The sequence below is a fragment of the Streptomyces sp. NPDC034049 genome (assembly GCF_055575575.1).
Genome location: NZ_JBVISJ010000001.1, coordinates 535,427 through 561,058 on the forward strand (window position 1 = coordinate 535,427; position 25,632 = coordinate 561,058).

22 protein-coding genes are annotated in these 25,632 nt (G+C 71.3%); 14 read left to right on the forward strand and 8 right to left on the reverse strand.

The genetic code is table 11. From position 1 onward, the window contains the following. The first annotated feature begins 73 nt into the window (after nt 1-73). Nucleotides 74-982 (forward strand): class I SAM-dependent methyltransferase, encoded by a 909-nt coding sequence (locus ACZ52C_RS02370; RefSeq protein WP_469073009.1) that lies wholly within the window; start codon nt 74-76, stop codon nt 980-982. On the opposite strand, the gene ACZ52C_RS02375 is transcribed toward ACZ52C_RS02370, so the two are convergent. After that, on the reverse strand, nt 971-2,173 hold the full coding sequence (locus ACZ52C_RS02375; protein ID WP_469073010.1) for a bifunctional adenosylcobinamide kinase/adenosylcobinamide-phosphate guanylyltransferase: 1,203 nt from the start codon (nt 2,171-2,173) through the stop codon (nt 971-973). The genes ACZ52C_RS02370 and ACZ52C_RS02375 overlap by 12 nt on opposite strands. A 124-nt stretch (nt 2,174-2,297) precedes the next feature. Between ACZ52C_RS02375 and ACZ52C_RS02380 the strand changes: the two genes are divergently transcribed. After that, entirely contained in the window at nt 2,298-2,510 is a 213-nt protein-coding gene (locus tag ACZ52C_RS02380) for a hypothetical protein (protein ID WP_033528198.1), read from the forward strand. A 291-nt stretch (nt 2,511-2,801) separates the two neighbouring features. On the opposite strand, the gene ACZ52C_RS02385 is transcribed toward ACZ52C_RS02380, so the two are convergent. Continuing rightward, the gene (locus tag ACZ52C_RS02385) at nt 2,802-3,437 is read right to left on the reverse strand and encodes a class I SAM-dependent methyltransferase (RefSeq protein ID WP_469073414.1); all 636 of its coding nucleotides are present in this window, start codon (nt 3,435-3,437) and stop codon (nt 2,802-2,804) included. Nucleotides 3,438-3,595: 158 nt separating this feature from the next. Continuing rightward, nucleotides 3,596-4,225 carry a DUF3043 domain-containing protein gene (locus ACZ52C_RS02390; protein ID WP_469073011.1) on the reverse strand — a complete coding sequence of 210 codons (630 nt, stop codon included), beginning with the start codon at nt 4,223-4,225 and terminating at the stop codon, nt 3,596-3,598. A gap of 344 nt (nt 4,226-4,569) precedes the next feature. Here ACZ52C_RS02390 and ACZ52C_RS02395 point away from each other — a divergent pair, with 344 nt between their 5' ends. From ACZ52C_RS02395 to ACZ52C_RS02420, 6 genes are all read left to right on the forward strand, one after another. Continuing rightward, nucleotides 4,570-5,370 (forward strand): PspA/IM30 family protein, encoded by an 801-nt coding sequence (locus ACZ52C_RS02395; RefSeq protein WP_060884980.1) that lies wholly within the window; start codon nt 4,570-4,572, stop codon nt 5,368-5,370. A 34-nt stretch (nt 5,371-5,404) separates the two neighbouring features. Next, nucleotides 5,405-5,683, forward strand: a complete 279-nt coding sequence (pspAA, locus tag ACZ52C_RS02400) for a PspA-associated protein PspAA (protein ID WP_469073012.1) — start codon at nt 5,405-5,407, stop codon at nt 5,681-5,683. A 232-nt stretch (nt 5,684-5,915) separates the two neighbouring features. Further along, the gene (locus tag ACZ52C_RS02405; RefSeq protein WP_469073013.1) at nt 5,916-7,157 is read left to right on the forward strand and encodes a sensor histidine kinase; all 1,242 of its coding nucleotides are present in this window, start codon (nt 5,916-5,918) and stop codon (nt 7,155-7,157) included. A gap of 57 nt (nt 7,158-7,214) precedes the next feature. Next, a complete protein-coding gene (locus tag ACZ52C_RS02410) occupies nt 7,215-7,904 on the forward strand; it encodes a response regulator transcription factor (RefSeq protein ID WP_319100117.1) in 690 nt (229 codons plus the stop codon). Nucleotides 7,905-8,107: 203 nt separating this feature from the next. Further along, nucleotides 8,108-11,242: an efflux RND transporter permease subunit gene (locus tag ACZ52C_RS02415; protein WP_469073014.1), complete on the forward strand. Its 3,135-nt coding sequence runs from the start codon at nt 8,108-8,110 to the stop codon at nt 11,240-11,242. A 130-nt stretch (nt 11,243-11,372) separates the two neighbouring features. Next, nucleotides 11,373-13,625 carry a protein kinase domain-containing protein gene (locus tag ACZ52C_RS02420; protein WP_469073015.1) on the forward strand — a complete coding sequence of 751 codons (2,253 nt, stop codon included), beginning with the start codon at nt 11,373-11,375 and terminating at the stop codon, nt 13,623-13,625. 51 nt (nt 13,626-13,676) lie between these two features. On the opposite strand, the gene nadA is transcribed toward ACZ52C_RS02420, so the two are convergent. Further along, nucleotides 13,677-14,861: a quinolinate synthase NadA gene (gene nadA, locus ACZ52C_RS02425; protein WP_469073016.1), complete on the reverse strand. Its 1,185-nt coding sequence runs from the start codon at nt 14,859-14,861 to the stop codon at nt 13,677-13,679. 295 nt (nt 14,862-15,156) lie between these two features. On the opposite strand from nadA, the gene ACZ52C_RS02430 reads away from it, so the two are divergent. Then, nucleotides 15,157-15,513 carry a HesB/IscA family protein gene (locus ACZ52C_RS02430; protein ID WP_059080740.1) on the forward strand — a complete coding sequence of 119 codons (357 nt, stop codon included), beginning with the start codon at nt 15,157-15,159 and terminating at the stop codon, nt 15,511-15,513. A gap of 93 nt (nt 15,514-15,606) precedes the next feature. Here the strand turns inward: ACZ52C_RS02430 and ACZ52C_RS02435 are convergent, their stop codons facing one another. Both ACZ52C_RS02435 and ACZ52C_RS02440 read right to left on the reverse strand, forming a co-directional pair. Next, the gene (locus ACZ52C_RS02435) at nt 15,607-17,457 is read right to left on the reverse strand and encodes a hypothetical protein (protein ID WP_469073017.1); all 1,851 of its coding nucleotides are present in this window, start codon (nt 17,455-17,457) and stop codon (nt 15,607-15,609) included. 84 nt (nt 17,458-17,541) lie between these two features. Continuing rightward, nucleotides 17,542-17,751, reverse strand: a complete 210-nt coding sequence (locus tag ACZ52C_RS02440) for a hypothetical protein (RefSeq protein ID WP_033528187.1) — start codon at nt 17,749-17,751, stop codon at nt 17,542-17,544. A 134-nt stretch (nt 17,752-17,885) separates the two neighbouring features. On the opposite strand from ACZ52C_RS02440, the gene ACZ52C_RS02445 reads away from it, so the two are divergent. Next, nucleotides 17,886-18,863: a carbohydrate kinase family protein gene (locus tag ACZ52C_RS02445; RefSeq protein WP_469073018.1), complete on the forward strand. Its 978-nt coding sequence runs from the start codon at nt 17,886-17,888 to the stop codon at nt 18,861-18,863. A 126-nt stretch (nt 18,864-18,989) separates the two neighbouring features. On the opposite strand, the gene ACZ52C_RS02450 is transcribed toward ACZ52C_RS02445, so the two are convergent. After that, complete coding sequence (locus ACZ52C_RS02450; RefSeq protein WP_469073019.1) at nt 18,990-20,372, reverse strand: aminotransferase class V-fold PLP-dependent enzyme; 1,383 nt, start codon at nt 20,370-20,372, stop codon at nt 18,990-18,992. Between the two features lie 281 nt (nt 20,373-20,653). On the opposite strand from ACZ52C_RS02450, the gene ctaC reads away from it, so the two are divergent. From ctaC to ACZ52C_RS02470, 4 genes are all read left to right on the forward strand, one after another. Next, nucleotides 20,654-21,613, forward strand: a complete 960-nt coding sequence (ctaC, locus tag ACZ52C_RS02455; RefSeq protein WP_086797529.1) for an aa3-type cytochrome oxidase subunit II — start codon at nt 20,654-20,656, stop codon at nt 21,611-21,613. Then, nucleotides 21,610-23,349 carry an aa3-type cytochrome oxidase subunit I gene (ctaD, locus tag ACZ52C_RS02460; RefSeq protein ID WP_469073020.1) on the forward strand — a complete coding sequence of 580 codons (1,740 nt, stop codon included), beginning with the start codon at nt 21,610-21,612 and terminating at the stop codon, nt 23,347-23,349. Before ctaC ends, ctaD begins: the two co-directional genes overlap by 4 nt. Next, on the forward strand, nt 23,346-23,744 hold the full coding sequence (locus ACZ52C_RS02465) for a cytochrome c oxidase subunit 4 (RefSeq protein WP_033528182.1): 399 nt from the start codon (nt 23,346-23,348) through the stop codon (nt 23,742-23,744). Before ctaD ends, ACZ52C_RS02465 begins: the two co-directional genes overlap by 4 nt. A gap of 143 nt (nt 23,745-23,887) precedes the next feature. Further along, on the forward strand, nt 23,888-25,135 hold the full coding sequence (locus ACZ52C_RS02470) for a L,D-transpeptidase (protein ID WP_469073021.1): 1,248 nt from the start codon (nt 23,888-23,890) through the stop codon (nt 25,133-25,135). Here the strand turns inward: ACZ52C_RS02470 and ACZ52C_RS02475 are convergent, their stop codons facing one another. Next, nucleotides 25,136-25,537: a response regulator gene (locus ACZ52C_RS02475; RefSeq protein ID WP_469073022.1), complete on the reverse strand. Its 402-nt coding sequence runs from the start codon at nt 25,535-25,537 to the stop codon at nt 25,136-25,138. It lies immediately after the preceding gene. Nucleotides 25,538-25,632 lie beyond the last annotated feature (95 nt).

Genomic DNA, 25,632 nt, shown 5'->3' on the forward strand with positions numbered 1-25,632 from the left:
ATTGCGCCGGGGACCAGGCTCACGTACGTACCTTTTTGGGGCGAATGTTCCCACCTCGTCCCCAGGAGCCGCCATGCCCCCCACCCCGCGGCCGGAGCCCGGCCCACCCGAGGGAGTCGACCCCTTCCACGAACCGCGCCGGGACGACTGTCCGTGGTGCGGCTCGCGGCAGTTGCGTACGCGGGTGCGCGCGCCGGAGGGTCAACGGCGCACGCCGGGCACGTTCGTGGTGGACGAGTGCCGGGACTGCGCGCACTCCTTCCAGAACCCCCGCCCCACGGCGGACGGACTGCTGCTCCGGTATCACCGGCACACCGGCGAGGACGGCCTCGGCGCCGACGCCGTCGGACGACGACGCCGCCGACACCTGCGGGGGGCCGCCCGCGCGCTGCTGCCGTACCCCGAACCGGAGGGCTGGCTCGACGTCGGCACCGGCCACGGCCACTTCCCGGAGGTCGCGCGCGAGATCCACCCGTACACCTCCTTCGACGGCCTCGACCCGACCCCGCGCGTCGACCGGGCGTGGGAGGCCGGGCGGGTGGAGGAGGCGTACCGGGGCCTGCTCACCGACCCCGCGATCACCGCGCGGCTGCGCGCCCGCTACGACGTGGTGAGCATGTTCCACCACCTCGAACACACCGCGGATCCCCGCGAGGAGCTGCGCGCCGCCCGCGCGGTGCTGCGCCCCGGCGGCCATCTTCTCCTCGAAGTCCCGGACCCGGCCCGCCCGTTCGGCGCGCTGCCCGGCAGGAACCGCCGCCTGTGGAAGCCGCACGACCGCCCCCGTCCCCTGCACCTCGTGCCCCTGCGCAACCTGCTCGCCGAACTGCGCTCCCTCGGCTTCGAGATCCTCACGGCCCGCCCATGCACCCCTCTCCCGCCCCGCGCGCACCGCATCCTCGCGCGCCGCGCCGCGCCCCCGGACGCCCCCGCAACCCCCCGAGCGCCGGAGGCCGAACCGGCGGACCCCTCAACCCCGTAGCGTCAGGGCCTGCCCCGCCACCACCAGCAGCACGTGCTCGCACTCGTTCGCGAAGGCCGCGTTCAGACGGCCGAGTTCATCGCGGTAGCGGCGGCCGGACGCGGTGGCGGGGACGATGCCGGAGCCGACCTCGTTGGAGACGGCGACCAGCGTGCGGCGCGTGTGCCGTACGGCGTCGGTGAGTTCGGTGACACGCGCCCGGAGCGCGCGCTCCCCGCCGCCGGCCCACTCCGCGTCGTCCCACGCCCCCACCGCGTCCATGGCGTCCGTCAGCCACAGCGAGAGACAGTCGATGAGCAGCGGTGCCCCGTCGTCGTCCTTCAGCAGCGGGACGAGGTCGCAGGTCTCGACCGTGCGCCAGGAACCGGGTCGCCGCTCACGGTGGGCGGCGACCCGCTCGGCCCACTCGCCGTCGCCGCCGCGCGTCCCACCGGTCGCCACGTACAGCACGTCCGGGAACGCCTCCAGCCGCCGCTCCGCCTCCACCGACTTCCCCGAGCGCGCCCCGCCGAGCACCAGCGTGCGGCGCGGCACGTCGGGCCCGTCCTCGGAGGCGCCCACCGCCAGCGTCGTCCCGTCCGGCACGGTCCGCGCGCCCGCCGCCGCGAGCCGACGGGGCAACTCGCCGTCCGCCGGCACGTCGTGGTCGATGTGCACGGCGACCACATCGGTCGTCGGAGCCACCGCCCCCACCGCGCGCAGCCGCGCCAGCGCGTCCGGCCGCCCCAGCACATCGAGGACGACCATGTCGTACGGCTCCGAGGGCCCCTCCATGCCGGCGGGCGCGCCCCCCGGCGGCAGATACAGCAGCCGCTGTCCGCCCGGACCGGTCACCGCGTACCCGGTGCCGGGCGCGTCCAGGGCCCGGGCCCGCACCCGGTGCCCGGTCAGCAGCGCCAACTCCCGCCCGTCCGGCACCCGCACCGGCTGCGGCAGGCCCGCCGGCACCTCCACGGCGGGCCCGTCGTGCGGGTGCGACAGCAGTACCTGCCGCACTCCGGTGAGCGTGCGCCCGGCGCGCGCGGCCGCGAGGGCCGCGCCGGGCGTGAGGTCGAGCAGCAGTGTGCCGTCCACGAGCAGCGCGGTCGCCCCGCGCGCGGCCTCACCGAGCGCGGTCGCGCACACCGCGCACGGACAGTCGGGGCGGGGGAGTCCCGCGGGGGCGCCGGTGCCGAGCAATGTCAGTTCCACACCGACGATTTTCCCGCGTCCCGATGAACACCCGCAGGTCTTGCGCGTCCGACTAGGCTCAGGGGGGAACCGGATCTTGCTCGGCGCCGAGTGCGGTGCCGGGCCGGTACTTACGGAGGCTCACATGGCGGCATGGACGTGGCGTTTCGAGAAGGCCGACGGGACGGAGGTCCAGCCCGCGGTCCAGCCCGAGGAGTTCACGACCCAGGGGGATGCCGAGTCGTGGATCGGAGAACACTGGAAAGCGCTCCTGGAGGGCGGCGCCGACCAGGTCCGCCTCTTCGAGGACACGACGGAGATCTACGGCCCGATGAGCCTGCACGCGCAGGACGCGTAGCGCTCCGCGGTGGGCGGGGTCTCCTGTCCGGGGCTCCGCCCCGATCCCCGCGGCAGAACTCGGGGGTGCGGGTGCGTCGACGGGTGCGGGTGGGTGGGGCTTCTCGCGCAGTTCCCCGCGCCCCTGAAAGGCCTCCGGCCTTCCGGCCCGAAAAAGCACGGGGCGCAGCCCCTGCTTTTTCAGGGGCGCGGGGAACTGCGCGAGACGCCCCCACCGAAGGGACGCCTGGGGGTCGAAGGGGCGCAGCCCCTGGTGGATGGGACGGGTAGGGGCGGCGGGGGCGAGAAAGGCTCAGCCGCGCACACCACACAGGTGCAACAACGCCGCCACCTGCCGATAGGGATCCGTCCGCCCGGCCCGCTCCTCCGCCGCGAGCAGCACATCAAGATCCCCCACCCCCTCCGGCACCCCCGCGTCATCCGCGGCCAGATCCGTGAACACCCGCACCCCGTACCACGCGCGCAACGGCGCCCCGATCCCCGCGAGCGTGTCCGTCAACGTCCCCAGCCGATCCGCCCGCACCTCCAGCCCGAGCCGATTCCGGTACGCGGTGGTGTCGAACGCGGCCAGCGCCCCGGCCCAGTCCCCGGCGAGCCCCGCCCGCATCGCGAGCGCGTCGCCGTTGCGCACGAGCAGCGACAGCAGCCCGCCCGGCGCCAGCATCCGCGCCAGCCCGGCCAGCAGCGCGTCGGGCTCCTCGACGTACATAAGGACCCCGTGACAGAGCACCACGTCGAAACTGCCCGGCAGGAAGTGCACCCCGGTGTCCCGGCCGTCGCCCTCGACGATCCGCATCCGCCCGCGAATGCCCTCGGGCTCGGCGGCGACCGCCTCCCGGGCCACGGCGATCAGCTTCGGCTCCCGCTCGATCCCGGTCACCGCGTGCCCGGCACGGGCCAGCCGCAGTGCCTGTGTGCCCTGCCCCATGCCCACGTCGAGCACCCGGAGCCGCTGCCCCACGGGGAAGCGTCCGGCTATCTGCTCGTCGACCTGACGGGAGACCAGCTCCTGTCGTACGACCTCACGCAGGGTGCCCAGTCGGTTCAGCCATGCCTGCGCGGCACCTTCGGAGAAAGGGGTCGTGCTCAGGGCCGCTCTCCGCGCTTGACCTGCGGCTTGGGCAGCCGGAGGCGACGCATCTGGAGCGTGCGCATGAGGGCGTAGGCCACGGCGCCCTTCTTGTTCGCGTCGGGGAAGCGCGCGTTCAGCTGCTTCTTGAGACGGAACCCGAGGCTGATCGAGTCGACCACGATCAGCACGATCACGAACAGCCACAGCAGAAGCGCGATGTTCTGCAGCGAGGGCACCTGCACCATGCTCAGCACGAGGATGATGACGGCCAGCGGCAGGAAGAACTCCGCGATGTGGAATCGCGAGTCCACGTAGTCACGGGCGAACCTGCGGACCGGGCCCTTGTCCCGCGCCGGCAGATACCGCTCGTCACCGGTCGCCAGCGCCTGGCGCTGCTTCTCCATCGCGGTACGGCGCTCGTCGCGGGAGCGCCTGGCGGCCTCCTTGCGGGTCGTCGGCGTATTGGCGACGCTACGGCGCTGCCCCTGGGCCACACTCCGTTTCGGGGTGGGGCGCCCCTTGGGGGCCTGCGGGTGACGGGTCTGCTTGGAGTCGGTCACCGGCGCCTTGTCGGCGGCCGATTCCTTCTCGCTCTTGGCGCGGCTTCGGAACACAAAGCCCAAGGGTACGGGGTGCCGGGGCATGGACCCCAGCCGAGTGGGGAACGATCCGGCAACACCCGGCGTCCGTACTGGAGACAGAGCTGGGGCGACAGTGGACGGGGAGACCCGTAAAGCCGGAGAAAATCGGAAAAGGGGGAGCGAGGCGACGATTCGTCCGTGGTGTGGCTGAGGCGGTACCGGGGGTCGGCCCGTACATGACCCCGGGGAACACCTACTCCCTACGCCGGAGCGGCGCCGTACACAGTCGTCCTTGGGGATGACCGCATCCGTCCCCGAACAGTGCGGTAATGGATGCAGGGCCCGTACTGTGGGTTCTGTCGCAGACCTGTGAGCTGGAGTCCGTCAGAAGGGGGCGCGCGAAGCCCATGAGCGGTGTCATGAAGCGTATGGGGATGATCTTCCGCGCGAAGGCGAACAAGGCCCTTGACCGGGCCGAGGACCCGCGCGAAACCCTCGATTACTCGTATCAGAAGCAGCTGGAGCTGCTCCAGAAGGTGCGACGGGGTGTGGCCGACGTCGCCACCTCCCGCAAGCGCCTGGAGCTTCAGCTCAACCAGCTCCAGTCCCAGTCCTCGAAGCTGGAGGACCAGGGCCGCAAGGCGCTCGCGCTCGGCCGCGAGGACCTGGCCCGCGAGGCCCTCTCGCGCCGTGCCGCGCTCCAGCAGCAGGTGACGGACCTGGAGACGCAGCACTCCACCCTCCAGGGCGAGGAGGAGAAGCTCACCCTCGCCGCCCAGCGCCTGCAGGCCAAGGTCGACGCCTTCCGTACGAAGAAGGAGACGATCAAGGCCACGTACACCGCCGCCCAGGCCCAGACCCGGATCGGCGAGGCGTTCTCCGGCATCTCCGAGGAGATGGGCGACGTCGGTCTCGCCATACAGCGCGCCGAGGACAAGACGGCCCAGCTCCAGGCCCGCGCCGGCGCCATCGACGAGCTGCTCGCCTCCGGCGCCCTCGACGACCCCTCCGGGATGCACAAGGACGACATCCAGGCCGAGCTGGACCGCCTCTCCGGCGGTACGGACGTCGAGCTGGAGCTCCAGCGCATGAAGGCGGAGCTGGCGGGCGGCCCGTCCGCACAGCAGCAGGCCATCGAGGGCGGCACCGGCCAGTCGGCGCCGCAGCAGCAGTCCCAGCGCCAGGACACCCCGCGCTTCGACAAGTAGCCGACCAGGCGTCTCTCGTCCCGAGGAGGGCGACATGATCGTACGGATCATGGGGGAGGGGCAGGTGAGGCTGGACGACGTCCACTTCGCCGAGCTGAACAAGCTGGACGACGTACTCCTGGCGGAAATGGAGGTGGGCGACGGCCCGGGCTTCCGCCACACCCTCCACGCCCTCCTGGACAAGGTCCGCGAACTGGGCACCCCCCTGCCCGACGACTCCCTGGAACCGTCCGAACTGATCCTCCCGGCGCCGGACGCGACGCTGGAAGAGGTCCAACAGATGCTGAGCGACGACGGCCTGATCCCGGGCTGAGGGCAGCTGGACCGCCCGAAGGGCCGCAGGCCTCTTTCAGGGGCGCGGGGAACTGCGCGAGACGCCCCCACCGGACGGACGCCTGGGGGTCAAGGGGGCGCAGCCCCTTGTACGGATGGGACGGGTAGGGGCGGCGGGGCGACCAATGCCCTGCCCACCCCGAAGGCACCCCCACCCCCGGTTCCCCACCACCCGTTCCGCCGCCACCGACCGCCCCGTACCGTAAACAGTCGTGAGCACCCTCCACCGGGCCAGGACCTGGCTGACCGCGCACCCCCTCGCGCTGGACGCCGCCCTCGCCCTCGGCGTCCTCGTCGCGATGGTCGCCGGCGCCTTCGTCGACCCCCACGCCGCCCACGGCGAGAAGTGGGGCGCCCGCACCCCCGACGCCCTCGGCATCGCGCTGATGGTGCCGGCCGCCGCCGTCCTCGTCGCCCGCCGCCGCGCCCCCATGGCCGTGCTGGCGGCGACCTGCGCGCTCACCGTCGCCGAACTGGTGACCGGTGACCCGCGCGCCCCCGTCGCGATGTCCGCCGTCATCGCCCTCTACACGGTCGCCTCCGCCACCGACCGCCCCACCACCTGGCGCGTCGGCCTGCTCACGATGACCGTGCTGACGGGCACGGCCATGCTCGCCGGGCCGCTGCCCTGGTACGCCCAGGAGAACATCGGCATCTTCGCCTGGACCGGCATGGCCGCCACCGCCGGGGACGCGGTCCGCAGCCGCCGCGCCTTCGTGCACGCCATCAGGGAGCGCGCCGAACGCGCGGAGCGGACACGCGAGGAGGAGGCCCGCCGCCGGGTCGCCGAGGAACGCCTGCGCATCGCCCGTGACCTGCACGATGTCGTCGCCCACCACATCGCCCTCGTCAATGTGCAGGCCGGGGTCGCCGCCCACGTCATGGACAAGCGGCCCGACCAGGCCAAGGAGGCCCTCGCCCACGTCCGCGAGGCCAGCCGCTCCGCGCTCGGGGAACTGCGCGCCACGGTCGGTCTGCTGCGCCAGTCCGGCGACCCCGAGGCGCCCACCGAACCCGCCCCCGGCCTGGTCCGGCTCGACGAACTCGTGGGCACCTTCCACAGCGCGGGCCTCGCGGTCGAGGTGGTCCGCGCCGACGAGTGCGTGAGCCTCCCGGCCGCCGTCGACCTCGTCGCGTACCGCGTCATCCAGGAAGCCCTCACCAATGTGCACAAACACGCCGGCGAGGCGGCCAAGGCCGAGGTCAGCGTCGTACGCGTCGGCCCGAACGTGGAGATCACCGTCCTCGACAACGGCACCGGACGGACGACGGCGGACGACGGGAACCCCGAGACCCCCGAGGGGGGCGGGCACGGGCTGCTCGGTATGCGCGAACGCGTCGCCGCGCTCGACGGCACCCTCACCACCGGCCCCCGCTACGGCGGCGGCTTCCGGGTCCATGCGATCCTGCCGCTCACGACCCGAACGACCACCGCGGAAGCCGTACGACCGTGAGCCGCACGGTCGGGGCGGCGGCCGTACGACCGTGACCAGCGCACCGGGGGACCCCGTATGACGATCCGTGTCCTGCTCGCCGACGACCAGGCGCTGCTGCGCAGCGCGTTCCGGGTGCTCGTCGACTCGGAGGCGGACATGGAGGTGGTCGGGGAGGCCTCCGACGGGGCGGAGGCGGTGCGGCTCGCGAAGGAGGAGCGGGCCGACGTCGTGCTGATGGACATCCGGATGCCCGGCACGGACGGCCTCGCCGCCACCCGCATGATCAGCGCCGATCCGACGCTCGCCCAGGTCCGTGTCGTCATCCTCACCACCTTCGAGGTCGACGACTACGTCGTGCAGTCGCTGCGCGCCGGGGCCTCCGGCTTCCTCGGGAAGGGCTCCGAGCCGGACGAACTGCTGAACGCGATCCGGGTGGCCGCCGGCGGCGAGGCGCTGTTGTCGCCCACCGCCACCAAGGGCCTGATCGCCCGGTTCCTCGCCCAGCCGGACGACTCGGCCGACGGCGAGGGCGGAGCCGCCGCCCGCTCGGAGCGGCTCGCCACCCTGACCGGCCGCGAGCGCGAGGTGCTCGTCCAGGTCGCCGGCGGGCTCTCCAACGACGAGATCGCCGAGCGGCTGGAGGTGAGCCCGTTGACCGTGAAGACCCATGTCAACCGGGCCATGGCGAAGCTCGGCGCCCGGGACCGGGCCCAGCTGGTGGTCTTCGCGTACGAGTCGGGCCTGGTACGACCGAGGGTGGACTGACAGCCACCGGGGACTACTCCACTCGGAGTATGCGCGGCATAAGGAAATGGCCCTGGGGAGCGAGGGAACAGGGGTCCCGATGGCCCAAGGTATGAGGTGAGCGCTCACATCCGCTTCACACGGGCGACACATGGGGGGAAGCACGCCGCATGTGGCATGGGCGTTCGTCACCCGCTCACGCCACAGAAGAGAGACCCTGACCCATGTCCTGGCTGTCCCGGTTCAGCCTCGCACAACGGGCCCTCGTCGGTCTGATGTCGATCATCGCGCTCGTCTTCGGGGCGATCGCGATACCCCAGCTCAAGCAGCAGCTGCTGCCCACCATCGAACTGCCCATGGTGTCCGTGCTCGCTCCCTACCAGGGCGCGTCCCCGGACGTGGTCGAGAAGCAGGTCGTCGAGCCCATCGAGGACAGCCTCGAAGGCGTCGACGGCATCACGGGCGTCACCTCCACCGCCAGTGAGGGCAACGCCCTGATCATGGCGTCCTTCGACTACGGCCCCGGCACCGACCAGCTCGTCGCCGACGTGCAGCAGGCCGTCAACCGGGTCCGGGCGCAGCTGCCGGACGACGTGGACCCGCAGGTGATCGCGGGCTCGACGGACGACATGCCGACCGTCGTCCTCGCCGTCTCCTCCGGCGAGGACCAGCAGGCCCTCGCCGACCGGCTCGACCGGACCGTGGTGCCCACGCTGGAGGGCATCGACGGCGTCGGCCAGGTCACCGTCGACGGCGTACGGGACCTCCAGGTCACCGTCACCCCCGACGACGCGAAGCTGGCGAAGGCGGGCCTGACCACGATGGCCCTCTCGCAGGCCCTCCAGGCCGGCGGCGTCACCGTCCCCGCGGGCTCCTTCGACGAGGACGGCGCCAACCGCACCGTCCAGGTCGGCGGCGGCTACACCTCGCTGGAGCAGATCGAGGACCTGATGGTGCGCGGCGAGGGCACGAAGAAGCCCGTACGCCTCGCCGACGTCGCCACGGTCAAGGAGGAGCAGGCCAAGGCCGACTCCGTCACCCGCACGAACGGTGAGCCGAGCCTCGCGGTCATGGTCACCATGGACCGGAACGGCAGCGCGGTCGCGATCTCCGAGGCCGTCGAGGACAAGCTGGCGGACATGCGCCGCGACCTGGGCTCCGGCGCCACCGTCACCGTGGTCAGCGACCAGGGCCCGGCGGTCTCCAAGTCCATCGACGGACTGACCACCGAGGGCGCCCTCGGTCTGGTCTTCGCGGTCCTGGTCATCCTGGTCTTCCTCGCGTCGATCCGCTCGACCCTCGTCACCGCGGTCTCCATCCCGCTGTCGGTGGTCCTGGCGCTGATCGTGCTGTGGACCCGGGACCTCTCCCTCAACATGCTCACCCTCGGCGCGCTGACCATCGCCATCGGCCGGGTCGTCGACGACTCGATCGTGGTGCTGGAGAACATCAAGCGGCACCTCGGCTACGGCGAGGAGCGCGAGGAGGCCATCCTCAAGGCGGTCCGCGAGGTCGCCGGCGCGGTCACCTCCTCCACCCTGACGACCGTCGCGGTCTTCCTCCCGATCGGCCTCACCGGCGGCATGGTCGGCGAGCTGTTCGGCAGCTTCTCGCTGACCGTGACGGCGGCGCTGCTGGCCTCCCTCGTGGTCTCGCTGACCGTGGTCCCGGTGCTGTCGTACTGGTTCCTGCGCGCGCCGAAGGGCACGCCCGCGGACGCCGACGAGGCGCGCCGCAAGGCCGAGGAGAAGGAGGCGAGGAGCCGTCTGCAGCGCTTCTACGTCCCCGTCCTGCGCTTCGCCACCCGCCGCCGGGTGACCAGCCTCGTCATCGCGGCCGTCGTCCTGATCGGCACGTTCGGCATGGCCCCGCTGCTGAAGACGAACTTCTTCGACCCCGGCGACCAGGAAGTCCTCAGCCTCAAGCAGGAGTTGAAGCCCGGCACCAGCCTCGCGGCGACCGACGAGCAGACGAAGAAGGTCGAGAAGCTGCTCGCCGGCACGAAGGGCGTCAAGGACTACCAGGTCACCGTCGGCTCCTCCGGCTTCATGGCCGCGTTCGGCGGGGGCACCGACACCAACCAGGCCTCGTACAGCGTGATGCTGGACGACTCGGCCGACGCCGCGGGCGTCCAGGCCACGATCGAGAAGGGCCTCGCCGGGCTCTCCGGGATCGGTACGACGACCGTCGCGGTCGGCGACGCCTTCGGCAGCCAGGACCTCAGCGTGGTCGTCAAGGCCGCCGACGGCGGCGTCCTGCGCAAGGCCGCCGAGCAGGTCCGTGACGCGGTCTCGACGATGGACAACGTCTCGGACGTCACCAGCGACCTCGCGCAGAGCGTGCCGCGTATCTCGGTGCGGGCCACCGACAAGGCGGCCGCGGCCGGCTTCGACGACCAGACCCTCGGCGCCGCCGTCGCGCAGGCCGTCCGCGGCACGACCAGCGGCCGGGCGATCCTCGACGACACCGAGCGGGACATCGTCATCAGGTCGGCGAAGCCCGCCGAGACCGTCGAGGAGCTGCGGGACCTGCCGCTGGGCCCGGTGAAGCTCGCCGACATCGCGGACGTCGAACTGGTGGACGGCCCGGTCTCCATGACCCGGATCGACGGCCAGCGGGCCGCGACGATCACGGCGAAGCCCAAGGGCGACAACACCGGAGCCGTCAGCGCCGACCTCACCGCCAAGCTGAACGCCCTGAAGCTGCCCGAGGGCGCCACCGCGTCCATCGGCGGTGTCTCCGAGGACCAGGACGAGGCCTTCGCCTCCCTCGGCCTCGCGATGCTCGCGGCCATCGCGATCGTCTTCATGCTGCTGGTGGCGACCTTCCGGTCCCTGGTCCAGCCGCTGATCCTGCTGGTCTCCATCCCGTTCGCCGCCACCGGCGCGATCGGCCTGCTGATCGTCACCGGCACGCCGATGGGTGTCCCCGCGATGATCGGCATGCTGATGCTGATCGGCATCGTGGTGACCAACGCGATCGTGCTGATCGACCTGATCAACCAGTACCGCCGCCAGGGCTACGGCACCGTCGAGGCGGTCATCGAGGGCGGTCGCCACCGCCTCCGCCCGATTCTGATGACGGCACTGGCGACGATCTTCGCGCTGCTGCCCATGGCGCTCGGCATCACCGGTGAGGGCGGCTTCATCGCCCAGCCGCTGGCCGTGGTCGTCATCGGCGGTCTGATCACGTCGACGCTGCTGACGCTCCTGCTGGTCCCGACCCTCTACACGATGATCGAGATCCGCAAGGAGCGCCGGGCGAAGAAGAAGGCCCTGAAGCGGGCGGGCAAGGCATCCGGGCCGACGAAGCCGGAGTCCGGCTCGGAGGCGGAGAAGCCGGAGCCCGCCGGGGTCTGACACCCCGTGAGGTCCAGACGGCCGGGTCGCGGAACCATGGGGTCCGCGGCCCGGCCGCCGCGCGTCGCCCATACGTATCCTGTGCCTCTCACCGTTAGTCGGGCTGCTTGTCGGGGGGAGGGACCAGGGCGTGCCGCTGCGCAGCGACGACCCCAGATCGGTCGGCGGGTACAAAGTGGTCGACCGGCTCGGCACCGGCGGCATGGGTGTCGTCTACCGGGCGAGATCCCGCTCCGGCCGCGAGGTCGCCGTGAAGGTGGTGCACGCCCAGTACGCGCAGGACTCCGTCTTCCGCAGCCGGTTCCGCCAGGAGATCGAGGCCGTCCGCAAGGTCAGCGGCGCCTTCACCGCGGCGGTCGTGGACGCCGATCCGGAGGCGGAGCGCCCCTGGATGGCGACCCAGTACGTGCCCGGCCGCTCGCTCGCCCAGCGGATCCGCGACCACGGCCCGCTCCGTGACACCGAACTGCGCCCCCTGGCCCTGGGGCTGGTGGAGGCGCTGCGGGAGATCCACCGGGCCGGTGTGGTGCACCGGGACCTGAAGCCGGCCAATGTGCTGATGGCGGACGACGGCCCCCGGGTCATCGACTTCGGCATCTCGCGCGCCGCGGAGAACCTCTCCCTGACCGAGACCGGCCAGATGATCGGCACCCCGCCGTTCATGTCCCCGGAACAGCTCACCGACGCCCGTACGGCGGGCCCCGCCTCGGACGTGTTCTCACTGGGCACGCTGCTGGTGTATGCCCTCACCGGGCGGGGCCCCTTCGACGCGGACAGCCCCTATCTGACGGCCTACCGGGTGATGAACGACGAACCGCTGCTGGACGGGGTGGACCCGCGGCTGGGCGCCGTACTGACGCGCTGTCTCGCCAAGAAGGCCGCCGACCGGCCCGGACTCGACGAACTGGCGCGGGAGTTCGAGGCCGTCCTGCCGGAGCCGGAGCCGGGGTCCCTGCCGGCGGTCACCCGGCGCGAGGACGCCGCTGCCGTCGCCACGGAGACCCACCTGGAGACCGGCGCGGACCCGGCGCCGACCCCGCCCCCCACCCGCCGCCGTCTCCGCGCCCTGCTCGCCGCGACCGGCACCGTCGGCGCGCTGGTCCTCGGGCTGACCGCCTACCTGCTGGGCCCCGGTCAGGCGCGCGGCGGCGACGCGGCGACACCCGCGCCGTCCCCGACCTCCCGCTGGACGCCACCGCCCAGCGGCTGGAAGCCCTGGCAGACGACGCTGTTCGCGACGGCGGCGGCGGGCGCGCGCCGGGCGCTGCCCGCGGAGGACGGCAACAACGGCGGCGCCCCCTCCTGCCAGGTGCACGGGAAGGACGTCTACTGCGGGGGCTCGGGCGTTCTCCCGGTCCGCGTCGACGGCCGGACCGGCAGGACCATCTGGCGCGCGAGCATCGCGCCGACGACCACCGTGCGGGACCGGTACTACGCCGGGATCCTCGGTGTCCGGGACGGCACCGTCCTCGTGCAGCAGACCGTCTTCAGCGGTGAACCCGTGGTGGACCCGGTCGATCTCGTCGCCCTCGACGCGGACACCGGTGAGCGGCTGTGGACGCGCCGGGTGGGCAGCACGGACCTCGACCCGGCCGTGATCGGCGACCTCGTCGTCACCGCCGAACCCGACGGCCGGACGGTCACGGCCCGTTCGGCGCGCACGGGCGCCGAGCGCTGGTCCCTGCCGATGCCCGCCGGCCACCACTGCGTGTTCACGACGGCCGGAGCGGGCACGTACGCGCACTGCCGTCCGGTGACCCGGGACGCCAAGGCGGCGAACGCGGAGTCCCGGGTCCTCGTGGTGGACCGCGTCGACGGCTCGGCGAGAACCGTGAAGGTGCCGCTGGAGAGCGTCCTCCTGGGCGTGCGGCAGGGAGATCTGGTCCTGGTCACGGAGGACACCGAGCGCACCGACGCGGGCCCCGGCAGCGACCCGGCGTACGACAGGACCCTGCTCGTGGACCTGGAGACCGGGACCCGTGTGGTGACGAAGACGGGCGAAGACGGACGGGGCCGGGTGGCCTTGGCGGACGGCGTGCTGGTGTTCACCCGGTCCGGCGGCCAGGTGACCGCCGTGTCACCGCACACGGGCGAGCTGCTGTGGCGGACCAGGACCAGTCTGGAACGGCCGGGCGCGCCCGCGTACGACGCCGCGACGAGCACCCTCTACCTGGTCAGCGACACCGGCAGGGTCGCGGCGCTCGACAGGGTCAAGGGCACCCTGCTGTGGGAGACGCTGCCCCGGACCACGCCGACCTGGTCCATCCAGGGCACTCCCTGGGCGAGCCCCCAGGAGGGAGCGCTGGTGGTGGCCGTCGCCGACGGCACGCTCTTCTCCCTCGACCCCGCCCACCCCGACCGGGAACCCGCCGAGTCGGGGTGAGCGCCTGCTCCGTGCGGGACGGCCGTCCCCAGGGGCACGGCCGCGAGAGGGCTACGGCAGTGCCAGCATCCGCTCCAGCGCCAGCTTCGCGAACGCCTCGGTCTCCTTGTCCACCTCGATGCGGTTGACGAGGGTGCCCTCGGCGAGGGACTCCAGGGTCCACACCAGGTGGGGCAGGTCGATGCGGTTCATCGTGGAGCAGAAGCAGACCGTGCGGTCGAGGAACACGATCTCCTTGCCCTCGGGCGCGAAACGGTTCGCCAACCGCCGCACGAGGTTCAGCTCGGTGCCGATCGCCCACTTGGAACCGGCGGGCGCGGCCTCCAGGGCCTTGATGATGTACTCGGTCGACCCGACGTAGTCCGCCGCCGCCACGACCTCGTGCTTGCACTCGGGGTGGACCAGCACGTTGACGCCCGGGATCCGCTCCCGCACGTCGTTCACGGACTGCAGGCTGAAGCGGCCGTGCACCGAGCAGTGGCCGCGCCACAGGATCATCTTCGCCGCCCGCAGCTGTTCGACGGTCAGGCCGCCGTTCGGCTTGTGCGGGTTGTAGACGACACAGTCGTCGAGCGACATGCCCATGTCCCGCACGGCGGTGTTGCGCCCCAGGTGCTGGTCCGGCAGGAACAGGACCTTCTCGCCCTGCTCGAAGGCCCAGTCCAGGGCCCGCTTCGCGTTCGAGGAGGTGCAGATCGTGCCGCCGTGCTTGCCGGTGAAGGCCTTGATGTCGGCGGAGGAGTTCATGTACGAGACGGGCACGACCTGCTCGGCTATGCCGGCCTCGGTCAGCGCGTCCCAGCACTCGGCGACCTGCTCGGCGGTGGCCATGTCGGCCATGGAGCACCCGGCGGCCAGGTCCGGCAGGACGACCTTCTGCTCGTCGCCGGTGAGGATGTCCGCCGACTCGGCCATGAAGTGCACACCGCAGAACACGATGTACTCGGCCTCGGGGCGGGCCGCGGCGTCGCGGGCCAGCTTGAAGGAGTCGCCGGTGACGTCCGCGAACTGGATGACCTCGTCGCGCTGGTAGTGGTGGCCGAGCACGAAGACCTTGTCCCCGAGCTTCTCCTTGGCCGCGCGGGCGCGCTCGACGAGGTCGGGGTCGGACGGGGAGGGGAGATCACCCGGGCACTCGACACCGCGCTCGCTCCTCGGGTCGGCCTCGCGGCCGAGCAGCAGCAGGGCGAGGGGCGTCGGCTGTACGTCGAGCTCCTGGGTCTGGGCGGTGGTCACGACACGCACCCTTTCTGTTCTGCGGCTCGCCGCCCGGGGGAGGGTCGGCGGGACATCCGGGCTATCCTTTTCGTCGAATTGACGTTATCTATCATAACCGCTTCACGTCACGTTGACGACGGCCATAGCGTCTATGTGACATGAATCCCGGCGCGGAGTTCGGGACAGGTTCCACCGGCCATGTGCGAGCATGAAGAGAGACGCGCACGAATTCCGCGCGGCCCGGAATGAATCCGGGGCTCCGGCGGTTGCAATCGTCGGCAAGCAGTCTCCGTACAACCCGGGAGAGATGTAGATGTCCGTATCGGACGAGACCGGCACCGTCACCGACGGCATCATCGTGACCGACGCCGCCGCGGCCAAGGTCAAGGCCCTGCTCGACCAGGAAGGCCGTGACGACCTGGCGCTGCGCGTCGCCGTTCAGCCCGGCGGCTGCTCCGGCCTGCGCTACCAGCTCTTCTTCGACGAGCGCTCGCTCGACGGCGACGTGGAGAAGGACTTCGACGGTGTGAAGGTCGTCACCGACCGCATGAGCGCCCCGTACCTGGGCGGCGCCACCATCGACTTCGTCGACACCATCGAGAAGCAGGGCTTCACGATCGACAACCCGAACGCGACGGGTTCCTGCGCCTGCGGCGACTCCTTCAGCTGAGCCCCGCCCGCGCGGTGGCGCCTCGCGCGCCAGTGGTACGACGAAGGCGGCGACCCCCTCCGAGGGGTCGCCGCCTTCGTCGTACCACCTGCCCTACCGGGGCTTCAGCTCCGCGATGCCGCCCTCCGGGATCGCCTTGCCGTCCGACCCGACCACCTTCCGGTCGCCCAGCGGCTCGTCCAGCGTCACCGTCCGCTCCACCACCTTGGCGATCATGATGCAGACCTTGCCCTCCCACGGGGTGTCGGTCACGGTCACCTTCACCTCGCCCGACTTCTCGCTCACCGAGGCCGAGTAGTCACTGCACACGCCGCCCCAGAAGGACACGGTCAGCTCGTCCCCGTCGACCGTGTAGCCCTGCACCTCCACCTCGTGCGAGGACGGACCGGTCGGCGGGGTGTCACCGGGCCCGCCGGGCCGCTCGGTCGGCTCCGAGCGGGGCTCGGGGGCGGCCAGGAACGCCGGGTCGACCGCCGGATGCGTCACCGTGTAGCTGTCGCCGCCGCCCGTGGGCCGCACCTCGAACATCCACGACGGCACCAGCGCCGGGCGGCCGGCCACCGGATGCGACGCGAGCCCGAACACCGCGCCCTCGACGGTGATCGTCTCCCGCTCGGGCGACCCGGTCATCCGCTCGCACGGCGTCTCGTCCGCCACGACCGTCCCGCTGTCCACGACCGTCCCGTTCTCCCCGGCCGTCCCGTTCTCGCCGGCCGTGCCGTTCTCGCCCGCCAGCGGTACGGGACCGGTGCAGCCGCCGATGCCGCCGCGTTCGGTGCCGACACCCTGGCCCGAGCCGTTCATCAGCTCCAGCGCCCGTTCCGCGTCGACGACGGGGTACGTGTCGCTCTTCACCGGCGACTTCAGGTTGCCGCTGCCGCCGACCACCCGGCCGTCGGCGCCGACCTGGATGCCGGTCGACCAGCCGTACGTGGGCAGTCCGCCCACCTCGGGATCGGCGTTCACGACGCGTACGGCGCCCATGAGCTGACCGGCGTCGAGCTTGGCGTCGTCCTGGCCGACGGCCTTGAGGACGGGTGCCGCCGCCTTCCTGGCGACCGCCTCGCTCACCGGGTCCCCGCTCTCGGCGGTGCCCGACGTGCAGACGTCGACCTTCTGGCAGTTGTCGGTGACGGGCGTGTACCGGTTGAACGTCCAGCTCCCGGGCGCCTGCCTGTTCACCCGCAGCACCGGACCCGAACCGTCCCCGGCCGCCCCGACCTGCCAGGTCTCGCCCTCGGCGGTCGGCGCGCCCTCGATGCCGAGCGCCTTCGCCAGCCGGGCGACCTCCGTTGCCGTGACGTCGCCCCGGACCGTGTGGACCGCGGCGGAGCCGGGGCCGTCGGGCAGCTCGCCGTCCGCGCGGTACGTCACCCCGTGGGGGTCGGGTTCACCGGGCGCGATGCCGTTCGAACCACCGCCGGGGTACCCGTCGAGCGCGAGCGGCGGGGGAGTGCCGTCACCGCCGGGCGAGCCGGATCCGCCGCCGGCCCCGCCGGACCCACCGGACGAGGACGAGGCGAGCAGCGCCCCGCCACCCCCGACCACCAGCACGGCGGCGGCCACGGACGCGACGACCACCCGGGAGCGCCGCCGGCCCGGCCGCTCGGCACCGCCACCGGCCACGACCTCGGCGCCACCACCGGGGTCACCGCCGTCGCCGTCGGCGGCTTCGCCATGGTCGACCCCGTCACTCGCCGCAGGTGCAGGTGCAGGTGCAGGTGCAGGCGCAGGCGGGGGCGCGGGCGCGGCCTCGGAGTCAGCCGTCACCGCGGCCTCATCGGTCCCTTCGGCCTCATCGGTCCCGTTCGCCTCGGTGACGTCGGCCGCATCGGGCCCGTCCGCCTCGGTGACGTCGTCCCCGGCAGCCCCGAACTCCTCGGCGGCCTCGGGCTCGGGGCCCTCGTCCGGGTTCTCGGGGGTGTCGGGTCGCTCGGGGTTCACCGCATCGCTCCTTCGGCACGTCGTACGCCGCCTCCCCTATACGGGGGACAGCGATGGGACGCGGCGGAGGAGCCGACGGTTCCCTCAGTCGCCGTACTCCGGCATCGCGTCCACCAGCCGCGCGGACGTCGCAGGCACCGTCACCCCGTGAATGAGCGAAGGAGACACCGGAGCCGTAATGACCTTCGCGGGGGCCGCCCAGTGCGGAACCATGCGGGCGCAGTCGCCACGCAGCGCCGCGAGGCCGCCGTCCGGGTCGAACGGGACGGTGCCGTGGATCTTGGGGTTCGTCATAACGGCACCGTACGCACCGGAAACCCCACGAAGAAAGACCTACTATCGGGTAGTTTCGCCTGCTTCAGCGTGTGCGGGCGACCCGGTAGCGTGAACTGTCAATCCCCCTCCCTTCGCAGGAGTGTGTCCTCGCCGTGCGTATCGCAGTCTCCGGCTCCATCGCCACCGACCATCTGATGACCTTCCCGGGCCGCTTCGCCGACCAACTCGTCGCGGACCAGCTGCACACGGTCTCCCTCTCCTTCCTCGTCGACCAGCTCGACGTACGCCGAGGCGGTGTCGGCGCCAACATCGCGTTCGGCATGGGGCAGCTCGGCACGCGGCCGATCCTGGTGGGCGCCGCCGGTGCCGACTTCGACGAGTACCGCGCGTGGCTCGACCGGCACGGGGTGGACACCGCCTCCGTGCGCATCTCCGAGACGCTGCACACGGCCCGCTTCGTCTGCACCACGGACGCCGACCACAACCAGATCGGCTCCTTCTACACCGGTGCGATGAGCGAGGCCCGCCTCATCGAGCTGAAGACGGTCGCCGACCGGGTCGGCGGCCTCGACCTCGTCCTCATCGGCGCGGACGACCCGGAGGCGATGCTCCGCCACACCGAGGAGTGCCGCTCCCGGAACATCCCGTTCGCGGCGGACTTCTCCCAGCAGATCGCCCGCATGGACGGCGACGAGATCCGGATACTGCTGGACGGCGCCACGTACCTCTTCTCCAACGAGTACGAGAAGGGCCTCATCGAGTCCAAGACCGGCTGGTCGGACGAGGAGATCCTCGCGAAGGTGGGCCACCGCGTGACCACGCTGGGCTCGCGCGGCGTCCGCGTCGAGCGGGCCGGCGAGGACCCCATCGAGGTCGGCTGCCCCGAGGAGGAGCGCAAGGCCGAGCCCACGGGCGTCGGCGACGCGTTCCGCGCGGGCTTCCTCTCCGGGCTGGCCTGGGGTGTCCCGCTGGAGCGGGCGGCGCAGGTCGGCTGCATGCTCGCCACCCTCGTGATCGAGACGGTGGGGACGCAGGAGTACCAGCTGCGGCGGGCGCACTTCATGGACCGGTTCGAGAAGGCGTACGGGGACGAGGCGGCGGCGGAAGTGAAGAAGCACCTCGGCGGTTGACGCGCCGCGACCACTCGTCCGCCGGGTTCGGTGCGTTGCCGGATGCGGGTTCGACGTGGCTGGTCGCGCAGTTCCCCGCGCCCCTGAGGTGAGGCCGAAGGCCTCACCTCAGGGGCGCGTCGTCCGCTAGCTCACCCGACGCACCACATACGCCGAACCCCGTTCCACCGGCTCTTCCCCCACGTACTCCTGGCCCCGCATCTCGCACCACGCAGGGATGTCCAGGCGGGCCGCCTCGTCGTCCGAGAGGACGCGGACGGTGCCGCCGACCGGGACGTCCCCGATCACCTTGGCCAGCTCGATGACGGGGATCGGGCACCGCCTGCCGAGCGCGTCCACCACGAGGGTGTCCTCCCGCACGGCCGACACGGTGGTGCTCACCGGCGCCCCCAGCTTCTCCCGGACCGCCGCGACCGCCCCCGGCAGCACGGACAGGAACCGCTCGACGTCCTCGGCCGCCGCCCCCGCCGGCAGCGACACCCGGACGTTCCCCTCGCTCAGCACCCCCATCGCCCGCAGCACATGGCTCGGCGTCAGCGTGCTGCTCGTACAGGAGGACCCGGAGGAGACGGAGAAGCCCTCGCGGTCCAGTTCGTGGAGCAATGTCTCCCCGTCGACATAGAGACAGGAGAAGGTGACCACTCCGGGCAGCCGGCGCTCCGGGTCACCCACCACCTCCACGTCCGGCACCAGCGCCGGCACCCGAGCCCGGATCCGCTCGGTCAACTCCCGCAGCCGTACGGCCTCCTCGGCGGCCTCCGCCCGTACGGCCCGCAGCGAGGCGGCGGCCGCCACGATCGCCGGGATGTTCTCGAAGCCGGCGGCGCGCCCCGACTCCCGCTCGTCGGCGGGCCCTTGCGCCGCGAACCGCACTCCCTTGCGGACCACGAGCAGTCCGACGCCGGACGGCCCGCCCCATTTGTGGGCACTGGCGGTCAACACCGACCAGTCCCCGTTCACCCGCCCCCAGCCGAGCGACTGCGCCGCGTCCACCAGCAGCGGCACCCCGGCCTCCCGGCATACGGCCGCCACCTCGGCCACCGGCTGCTCGGTCCCCACCTCGTGGTTGGCGGACTGGAGGCAGGCGAGCGCGGTGTCGGGGCGCAGGGCCTCGGCGTAGCCGGACGGCGCGACCGACCCGGTGCGGTCGACCGCCACTTGGGTGACCGTCCCGCCCGCGGTCTCGTGCGCGTCCGCCGCGTGCAGCGCCGAAGAGTGTTCGACGGACGACACGATCAGGTGGCGCCCCACCCGCCGCCGGCCGGCCAGCACCCCCGCGATCCCGGTGTGCACGGCCCGCGTCCCCGACGAGGTGAAGACCAACTCGTCCACCCGGCACCCGACCGCCTCGGCGGCGGCCTCCCGGGCCGCGTCCAGCAGCAGCCGCGCCCGCCGCCCCTCCCGGTACAACCGCGCGGGATCGGCCCACCCTTCGTCCAGCGAAGCCATCAGCGCCTGCCGCGCGACGGGATGAAGGGGAGCGGAGGAAGCGGAGTCGAAGTAGGCCACGGGTCAACGCTAAAGCCTCGGGCCGAGGACACAGGGGCACGGGGAACTGCGCGAACGGCCACAACGCGCGCGCACCCGCCAAATCACCCGAACCCCCGAGCTATTAGGCGCCCGGCGTGACCCCCGGCGAGTTGGCCCCCCCTCCCCGCGCGACCCCAAAACGCGTCCAGTAGGGTTTGGTCCGCATAAACATCCAAACCCCTGCCCGTCGCAGGGCGGCGACCGACCAGCGAGAAGGCCGCAGCCATACCGCGCGGGCGAGACTCTCGGGAAGGCGCTACGTGAGTCCCAACGGCTCCGACCGCTCGCCGCGGCGCCCGATGCGGCGGAAGCTGCTGCAGGCAATGACCGCAGGCCTGGTCCTGGCGACCGCCACCGGTTGCACATGGGAGGACTTCCCCCGCCTGGGTATGCCCACCCCGACCACGGAAGAGGCTCCGCGGATCCTCTCCCTGTGGCAGGGGTCGTGGGCGGCCGCGCTCGCCACGGGCGTGCTGGTGTGGGGCCTGATCCTGTGGAGTGCTTTCTTCCACCGGCGCAGCCGCACCAAGGTCGAAGTTCCCCCACAGACCCGGTACAACATGCCCATCGAGGCGCTGTACACGGTCGTCCCGCTGATCATCGTCTCGGTGCTCTTCTACTTCACCGCCCGCGACGAGTCGAAGCTTCTCGACACGTCGAAGAAGCCCGACCTCACGGTCAACGTGGTCGGCTTCCAGTGGAGCTGGTGCTTCAACTACATCGAGAACGTCGAAGGCTCCACCGGCGACGCGGCCACCGACGAGAACCTGGCCGCGATCCCGGACCGGTACAAGAAGGACTTCCCGGCGAACGCCGGCGGCGTCTACACCTGCGGCATCCCTGGTGACAAGAACCCGCAGACCGGCAACCCCGGCCCCACCCTCTGGCTCCCCGAGGGCAAGACGGTCCGCTTCGTCCTCACCTCGCGTGACGTCATCCACTCCTTCTGGGTGGTGCCGTTCCTGATGAAGCAGGACGTCATCCCGGGCCACACCAACGCCTTCCAGGTGACCCCCAACCAGGAGGGCACCTTCCTGGGCAAGTGCGCCGAACTCTGCGGCGTGGACCACTCGCGGATGCTCTTCAACGTGAAGGTCGTCTCCCAGGAGCGCTACGAGGAGCACCTCAAGTCGCTCGTGGAGAAGGGACAGACCGGTTACGTCCCGGCCGGTATCGAGCAGACGCAGCACGAGAAGAACCGGGAGTCGAACGTACTGTGAGCATCCTCAACGAACCTCAGGGTGCCGAGGCAGCTGGGTCCCATTACCAGGACGAGCTGCCCGTCCGGCGCCAGCGGCGTGGTGAGGTGATCGTCAAGTGGCTGACGACCACCGACCACAAGACGATCGGCACGCTCTACCTGGTCACGTCGTTCGCGTTCTTCTGCATCGGCGGCGTCATGGCGCTCTTGATGCGCGCCGAGCTCGCCCGCCCGGGTACGCAGATCATGTCGAACGAGCAGTTCAACCAGGCGTTCACGATGCACGGCACGATCATGCTGCTGATGTTCGCGACGCCGCTGTTCGCCGGATTCGCCAACTGGATCATGCCGCTGCAGATCGGCGCGCCCGACGTGGCGTTCCCGCGGCTGAACATGTTCGCGTACTGGCTGTACCTCTTCGGCTCGCTGATCGCGGTCGGTGGCTTCCTCACCCCGCAGGGCGCGGCCGACTTCGGCTGGTTCGCCTACAGCCCGCTGTCGGACGCGGTCCGCAGCCCGGGCATCGGCGCCGACATGTGGATCATGGGTCTGGCCTTCTCCGGCTTCGGCACGATCCTCGGCTCGGTCAACTTCATCACCACGATCATCTGCATGCGCGCGCCCGGCATGACGATGTTCCGCATGCCGATCTTCACCTGGAACGTGCTGCTGACCGGTGTCCTGGTCCTGCTCGCCTTCCCGGTCCTCGCGGCCGCGCTGTTCGCCCTGGAGGCGGACCGCAAGTTCGGTGCGCACGTCTTCGACGCGGCCAACGGCGGCGCCCTGCTCTGGCAACACCTCTTCTGGTTCTTCGGCCATCCAGAGGTGTACATCATCGCGCTACCGTTCTTCGGCATCATCTCCGAGGTCATCCCGGTCTTCTCCCGCAAGCCGATGTTCGGTTACATGGGCCTGATCGGCGCGACCATCGCGATCGCCGGCCTCTCCGTGACGGTGTGGGCGCACCACATGTACGTCACCGGCGGTGTGCTGCTGCCGTTCTTCTCCTTCATGACGTTCCTCATCGCCGTACCGACCGGTGTGAAGTTCTTCAACTGGATCGGCACGATGTGGAAGGGCTCGCTGTCCTTCGAGACACCGATGCTCTGGGCCACCGGCTTCCTGATCACCTTCACCTTCGGTGGTCTGACGGGTGTCATCCTGGCCTCGCCCCCGATGGACTTCCACGTCTCCGACTCGTACTTCGTGGTGGCGCACTTCCACTACGTCGTCTTCGGCACCGTGGTGTTCGCGATGTTCTCCGGCTTCCACTTCTGGTGGCCGAAGATGACGGGCAAGATGCTCGACGAGCGCCTCGGCAAGATCACCTTCTGGACGCTGTTCATCGGCTTCCACGGCACCTTCCTCGTCCAGCACTGGCTGGGCGCCGAGGGCATGCCGCGCCGGTACGCGGACTACCTCGCGGCCGACGGATTCACCGCGCTGAACACGATCTCCACGATCGCCTCGTTCGTGCTCGGTCTGTCGATCCTGCCGTTCCTCTACAACGTCTGGAAGACCGCCAAGTACGGCAAGCCCGTCGGCGTCGACGACCCGTGGGGCTACGGCCGCTCCCTGGAGTGGGCGACCTCCTGCCCGCCGCCGCGGCACAACTTCCTCACCCTGCCGCGGATCCGCAGTGAATCCCCGGCGTTCGACCTGCACCACCCGGAGATCGCCGCGCTCGAGCAGCTCGCGCACGGCGGCCCGGCGGCAGGCGAGCTCGCTGCCAGCGGCAAGGAGGCCGGCAAGTGAAGGTCCAAGGCAAGATGTTCATCTGGCTGAGCGTCTTCGTCCTCGCCATGGCGATCGTCTATGGCGTGTGGTCGAAGGAGCCGGCCGGCACCACGGCGCTCTTCCTGGCCTTCGGCCTGTGCATCATGGTCGGCTACTACCTGGCCTTCACGGCCCGGCGGGTCGACGTGGGCGCGCAGGACGACAAGGAGGCCGACGTCGCGGACGACGCCGGTGAGCTGGGCTTCTTCAGCCCGCACAGCTGGCAGCCCCTCGCCCTCGGCGTGGGTGGCGCGCTCGCCTTCATGGGCGTCGTCTTCGGCTGGTGGCTGCTGTACTTCTCCACCCCGATCATCCTGATCGGTCTGTGGGGCTGGGTCTTCGAGTACTACCGCGGCGAGAACCAGAACCAGTAGCACGCGCCCCTAGCACGCACCGCGCGCACGGAAGCCCGGACACTCCGACAGGAGGTCCGGGCTTCCCCCTTTCGCCATGGCGTACGTAGCCCACACGGGTCACCCGGCGCGCCGCGCACGACCGCCGTTCCTACGTTGAACCCATGAGCACATCACCCCGTAACCGCATAGTCGTCGGCTGCACCCTGCTGGTGGTCTCCCTGGGAGCGGGCGTCGCCGCCTGCGGGTCCGGCGGCCACCCCCTCTCGGGCACGCCCTACGACGCGGCCGACCACGTCTCCTTCAACACCCCCACCGGCGACGGCGAGAAGGCCGACCCGGACAAGCCGCTGGAAGTCACCGCCGAGGACGACGGACGCATCACCGACGTCACCGCCGTGGACGCCGCAGGACGCTATGTGGCGGGCGAACTCTCCGCCGACGGGGATCGCTGGCACTCCACCTCACCCCTCGCCGCCAACGCCCGCTACACGGTCCACGTGAGCACCGAGGACGAGGACGGCGCCCCCGGCCGCGAGACCGTCGCCTTCGACACAGGCCGCCCGCTCACCAAGAAGCGCCTGAACGTCACCTTCGGACCGAAGGAGGGCAGGTACGGCGTCGGCCAGCCCGTCACCGCCGAGCTCAGCCGGCCGGTCAAGGACAAGGCCGCCCGGGCCGTCGTCGAACGGGCGCTCAAGGTGGACTCCACCCCCGCCGCGGAGGGCGCCTGGCACTGGGTGGACGACAAGAAGCTGCACTACCGGCCCAAGGAGTACTGGCCCGCCGAGGCCACCGTCCGGGTGCACAGCAACCTGGAGGGCCTCAAGATAGGCGACCGGCTCTGGGGCGGGAAGGCCGAGCCCATCGAGCTGACGACCGGCGCCAAGATAGTCGCCGTCACGGACGCCGCCGCGCACCGGATGACCGTCTACAAGAACGACGAGGTGATCAAGCAGATACCCGTCACCACCGGCATGCCCGGCTACGACACCCGCAACGGGGTCAAAGTGGTGCTGGCCAAGGAAGGCACCGTTCGCATGACCAGCGCCAGCATAGGCGCGTCGGACTTCTACGACCTGACCGTGCACCACTCCGTCAGGGTCACCAACAGCGGCGAGTACGTCCACGCCGCCCCCTGGTCCACCGGCTCCCAGGGTTACGCCAACGTCAGCCACGGCTGCACCGGCATGAGCATGGCCAACGCCCAGTGGTTCTACGACACCATCAACGAGGGCGACATCGTCGAGGTCGTCAACTCGGCCGGCGACACCATGGCCCCCTTCGGCAACGGCTACGGCGACTGGAACCTCGACTGGAAGAACTGGCGCGAGGGCAGCGCCCTGGTGGGCGGCACCCAGGAGGTCCCCGGGCCCCAGGTGCAGGCGCGCCTGAGGCCGGAGTCCGTTTAGCTAGGCGCTCAGCGCCCGCCTGCTGCGGAGCAGGGAGGCCAGGGCCGCCGCGAACTCCACCGGCTCCACCGGCAGGGTCACCGCCGCGTCCGCCCGGCTCCACGTGGCGAGCCACGCGTCCTGCGGCCGTCCGATCAGCACCAGCGCGGGCGGGCACTCGAAGATCTCGTCCTTGATCTGCCGGCACACCCCCATGCCCCCCATGGGCACGGCCTCGCCGTCGAGGACGCAGACGTCGATCCCGCCCTTGTCCAGCTCCTTGACGACGGCGGCGGGGGTCGCGCACTCCACGAACTCCACCTGGGGGACATCCGGTGCCGGACGGCGTCCCGTCGCCAACCGAACTTGTTCGCGGGTGCCTGAGTCGTCGCTGTAGACCAGCACCGTGGCGGTCGGCTGCATTGTTCCTCCGTGACGTCAGCGTCTTAAGGACAGGCCCGATGCGCGGATGCTACTCCCTCGAACACCACGTCAGCACCGGTACGGAAGGCAGCAAC

Bases quoted from the DNA above. Each gene is read 5' to 3' on its own strand.
- ACZ52C_RS02370 (WP_469073009.1), top strand. From the start codon at position 74: ATGCCCCCCACCCCGCGGCCGGAGCCCGGCCCACCCGAGGGAGTCGAC.
- ACZ52C_RS02380 (WP_033528198.1), top strand. From the start codon at position 2,298: ATGGCGGCATGGACGTGGCGTTTCGAGAAGGCCGACGGGACGGAGGTC.
- ACZ52C_RS02385 (WP_469073414.1), bottom strand. From the start codon at position 3,437: ATGGGGCAGGGCACACAGGCACTGCGGCTGGCCCGTGCCGGGCACGCG.
- ACZ52C_RS02390 (WP_469073011.1), bottom strand. From the start codon at position 4,225: ATGCCCCGGCACCCCGTACCCTTGGGCTTTGTGTTCCGAAGCCGCGCC.
- ACZ52C_RS02395 (WP_060884980.1), top strand. From the start codon at position 4,570: ATGAGCGGTGTCATGAAGCGTATGGGGATGATCTTCCGCGCGAAGGCG.
- pspAA (WP_469073012.1), top strand. From the start codon at position 5,405: ATGATCGTACGGATCATGGGGGAGGGGCAGGTGAGGCTGGACGACGTC.
- ACZ52C_RS02410 (WP_319100117.1), top strand. From the start codon at position 7,215: ATGACGATCCGTGTCCTGCTCGCCGACGACCAGGCGCTGCTGCGCAGC.
- ACZ52C_RS02415 (WP_469073014.1), top strand. From the start codon at position 8,108: ATGTCCTGGCTGTCCCGGTTCAGCCTCGCACAACGGGCCCTCGTCGGT.
- ACZ52C_RS02430 (WP_059080740.1), top strand. From the start codon at position 15,157: ATGTCCGTATCGGACGAGACCGGCACCGTCACCGACGGCATCATCGTG.
- ACZ52C_RS02440 (WP_033528187.1), bottom strand. From the start codon at position 17,751: ATGACGAACCCCAAGATCCACGGCACCGTCCCGTTCGACCCGGACGGC.
- ACZ52C_RS02470 (WP_469073021.1), top strand. From the start codon at position 23,888: ATGAGCACATCACCCCGTAACCGCATAGTCGTCGGCTGCACCCTGCTG.
- ACZ52C_RS02475 (WP_469073022.1), bottom strand. From the start codon at position 25,537: ATGCAGCCGACCGCCACGGTGCTGGTCTACAGCGACGACTCAGGCACC.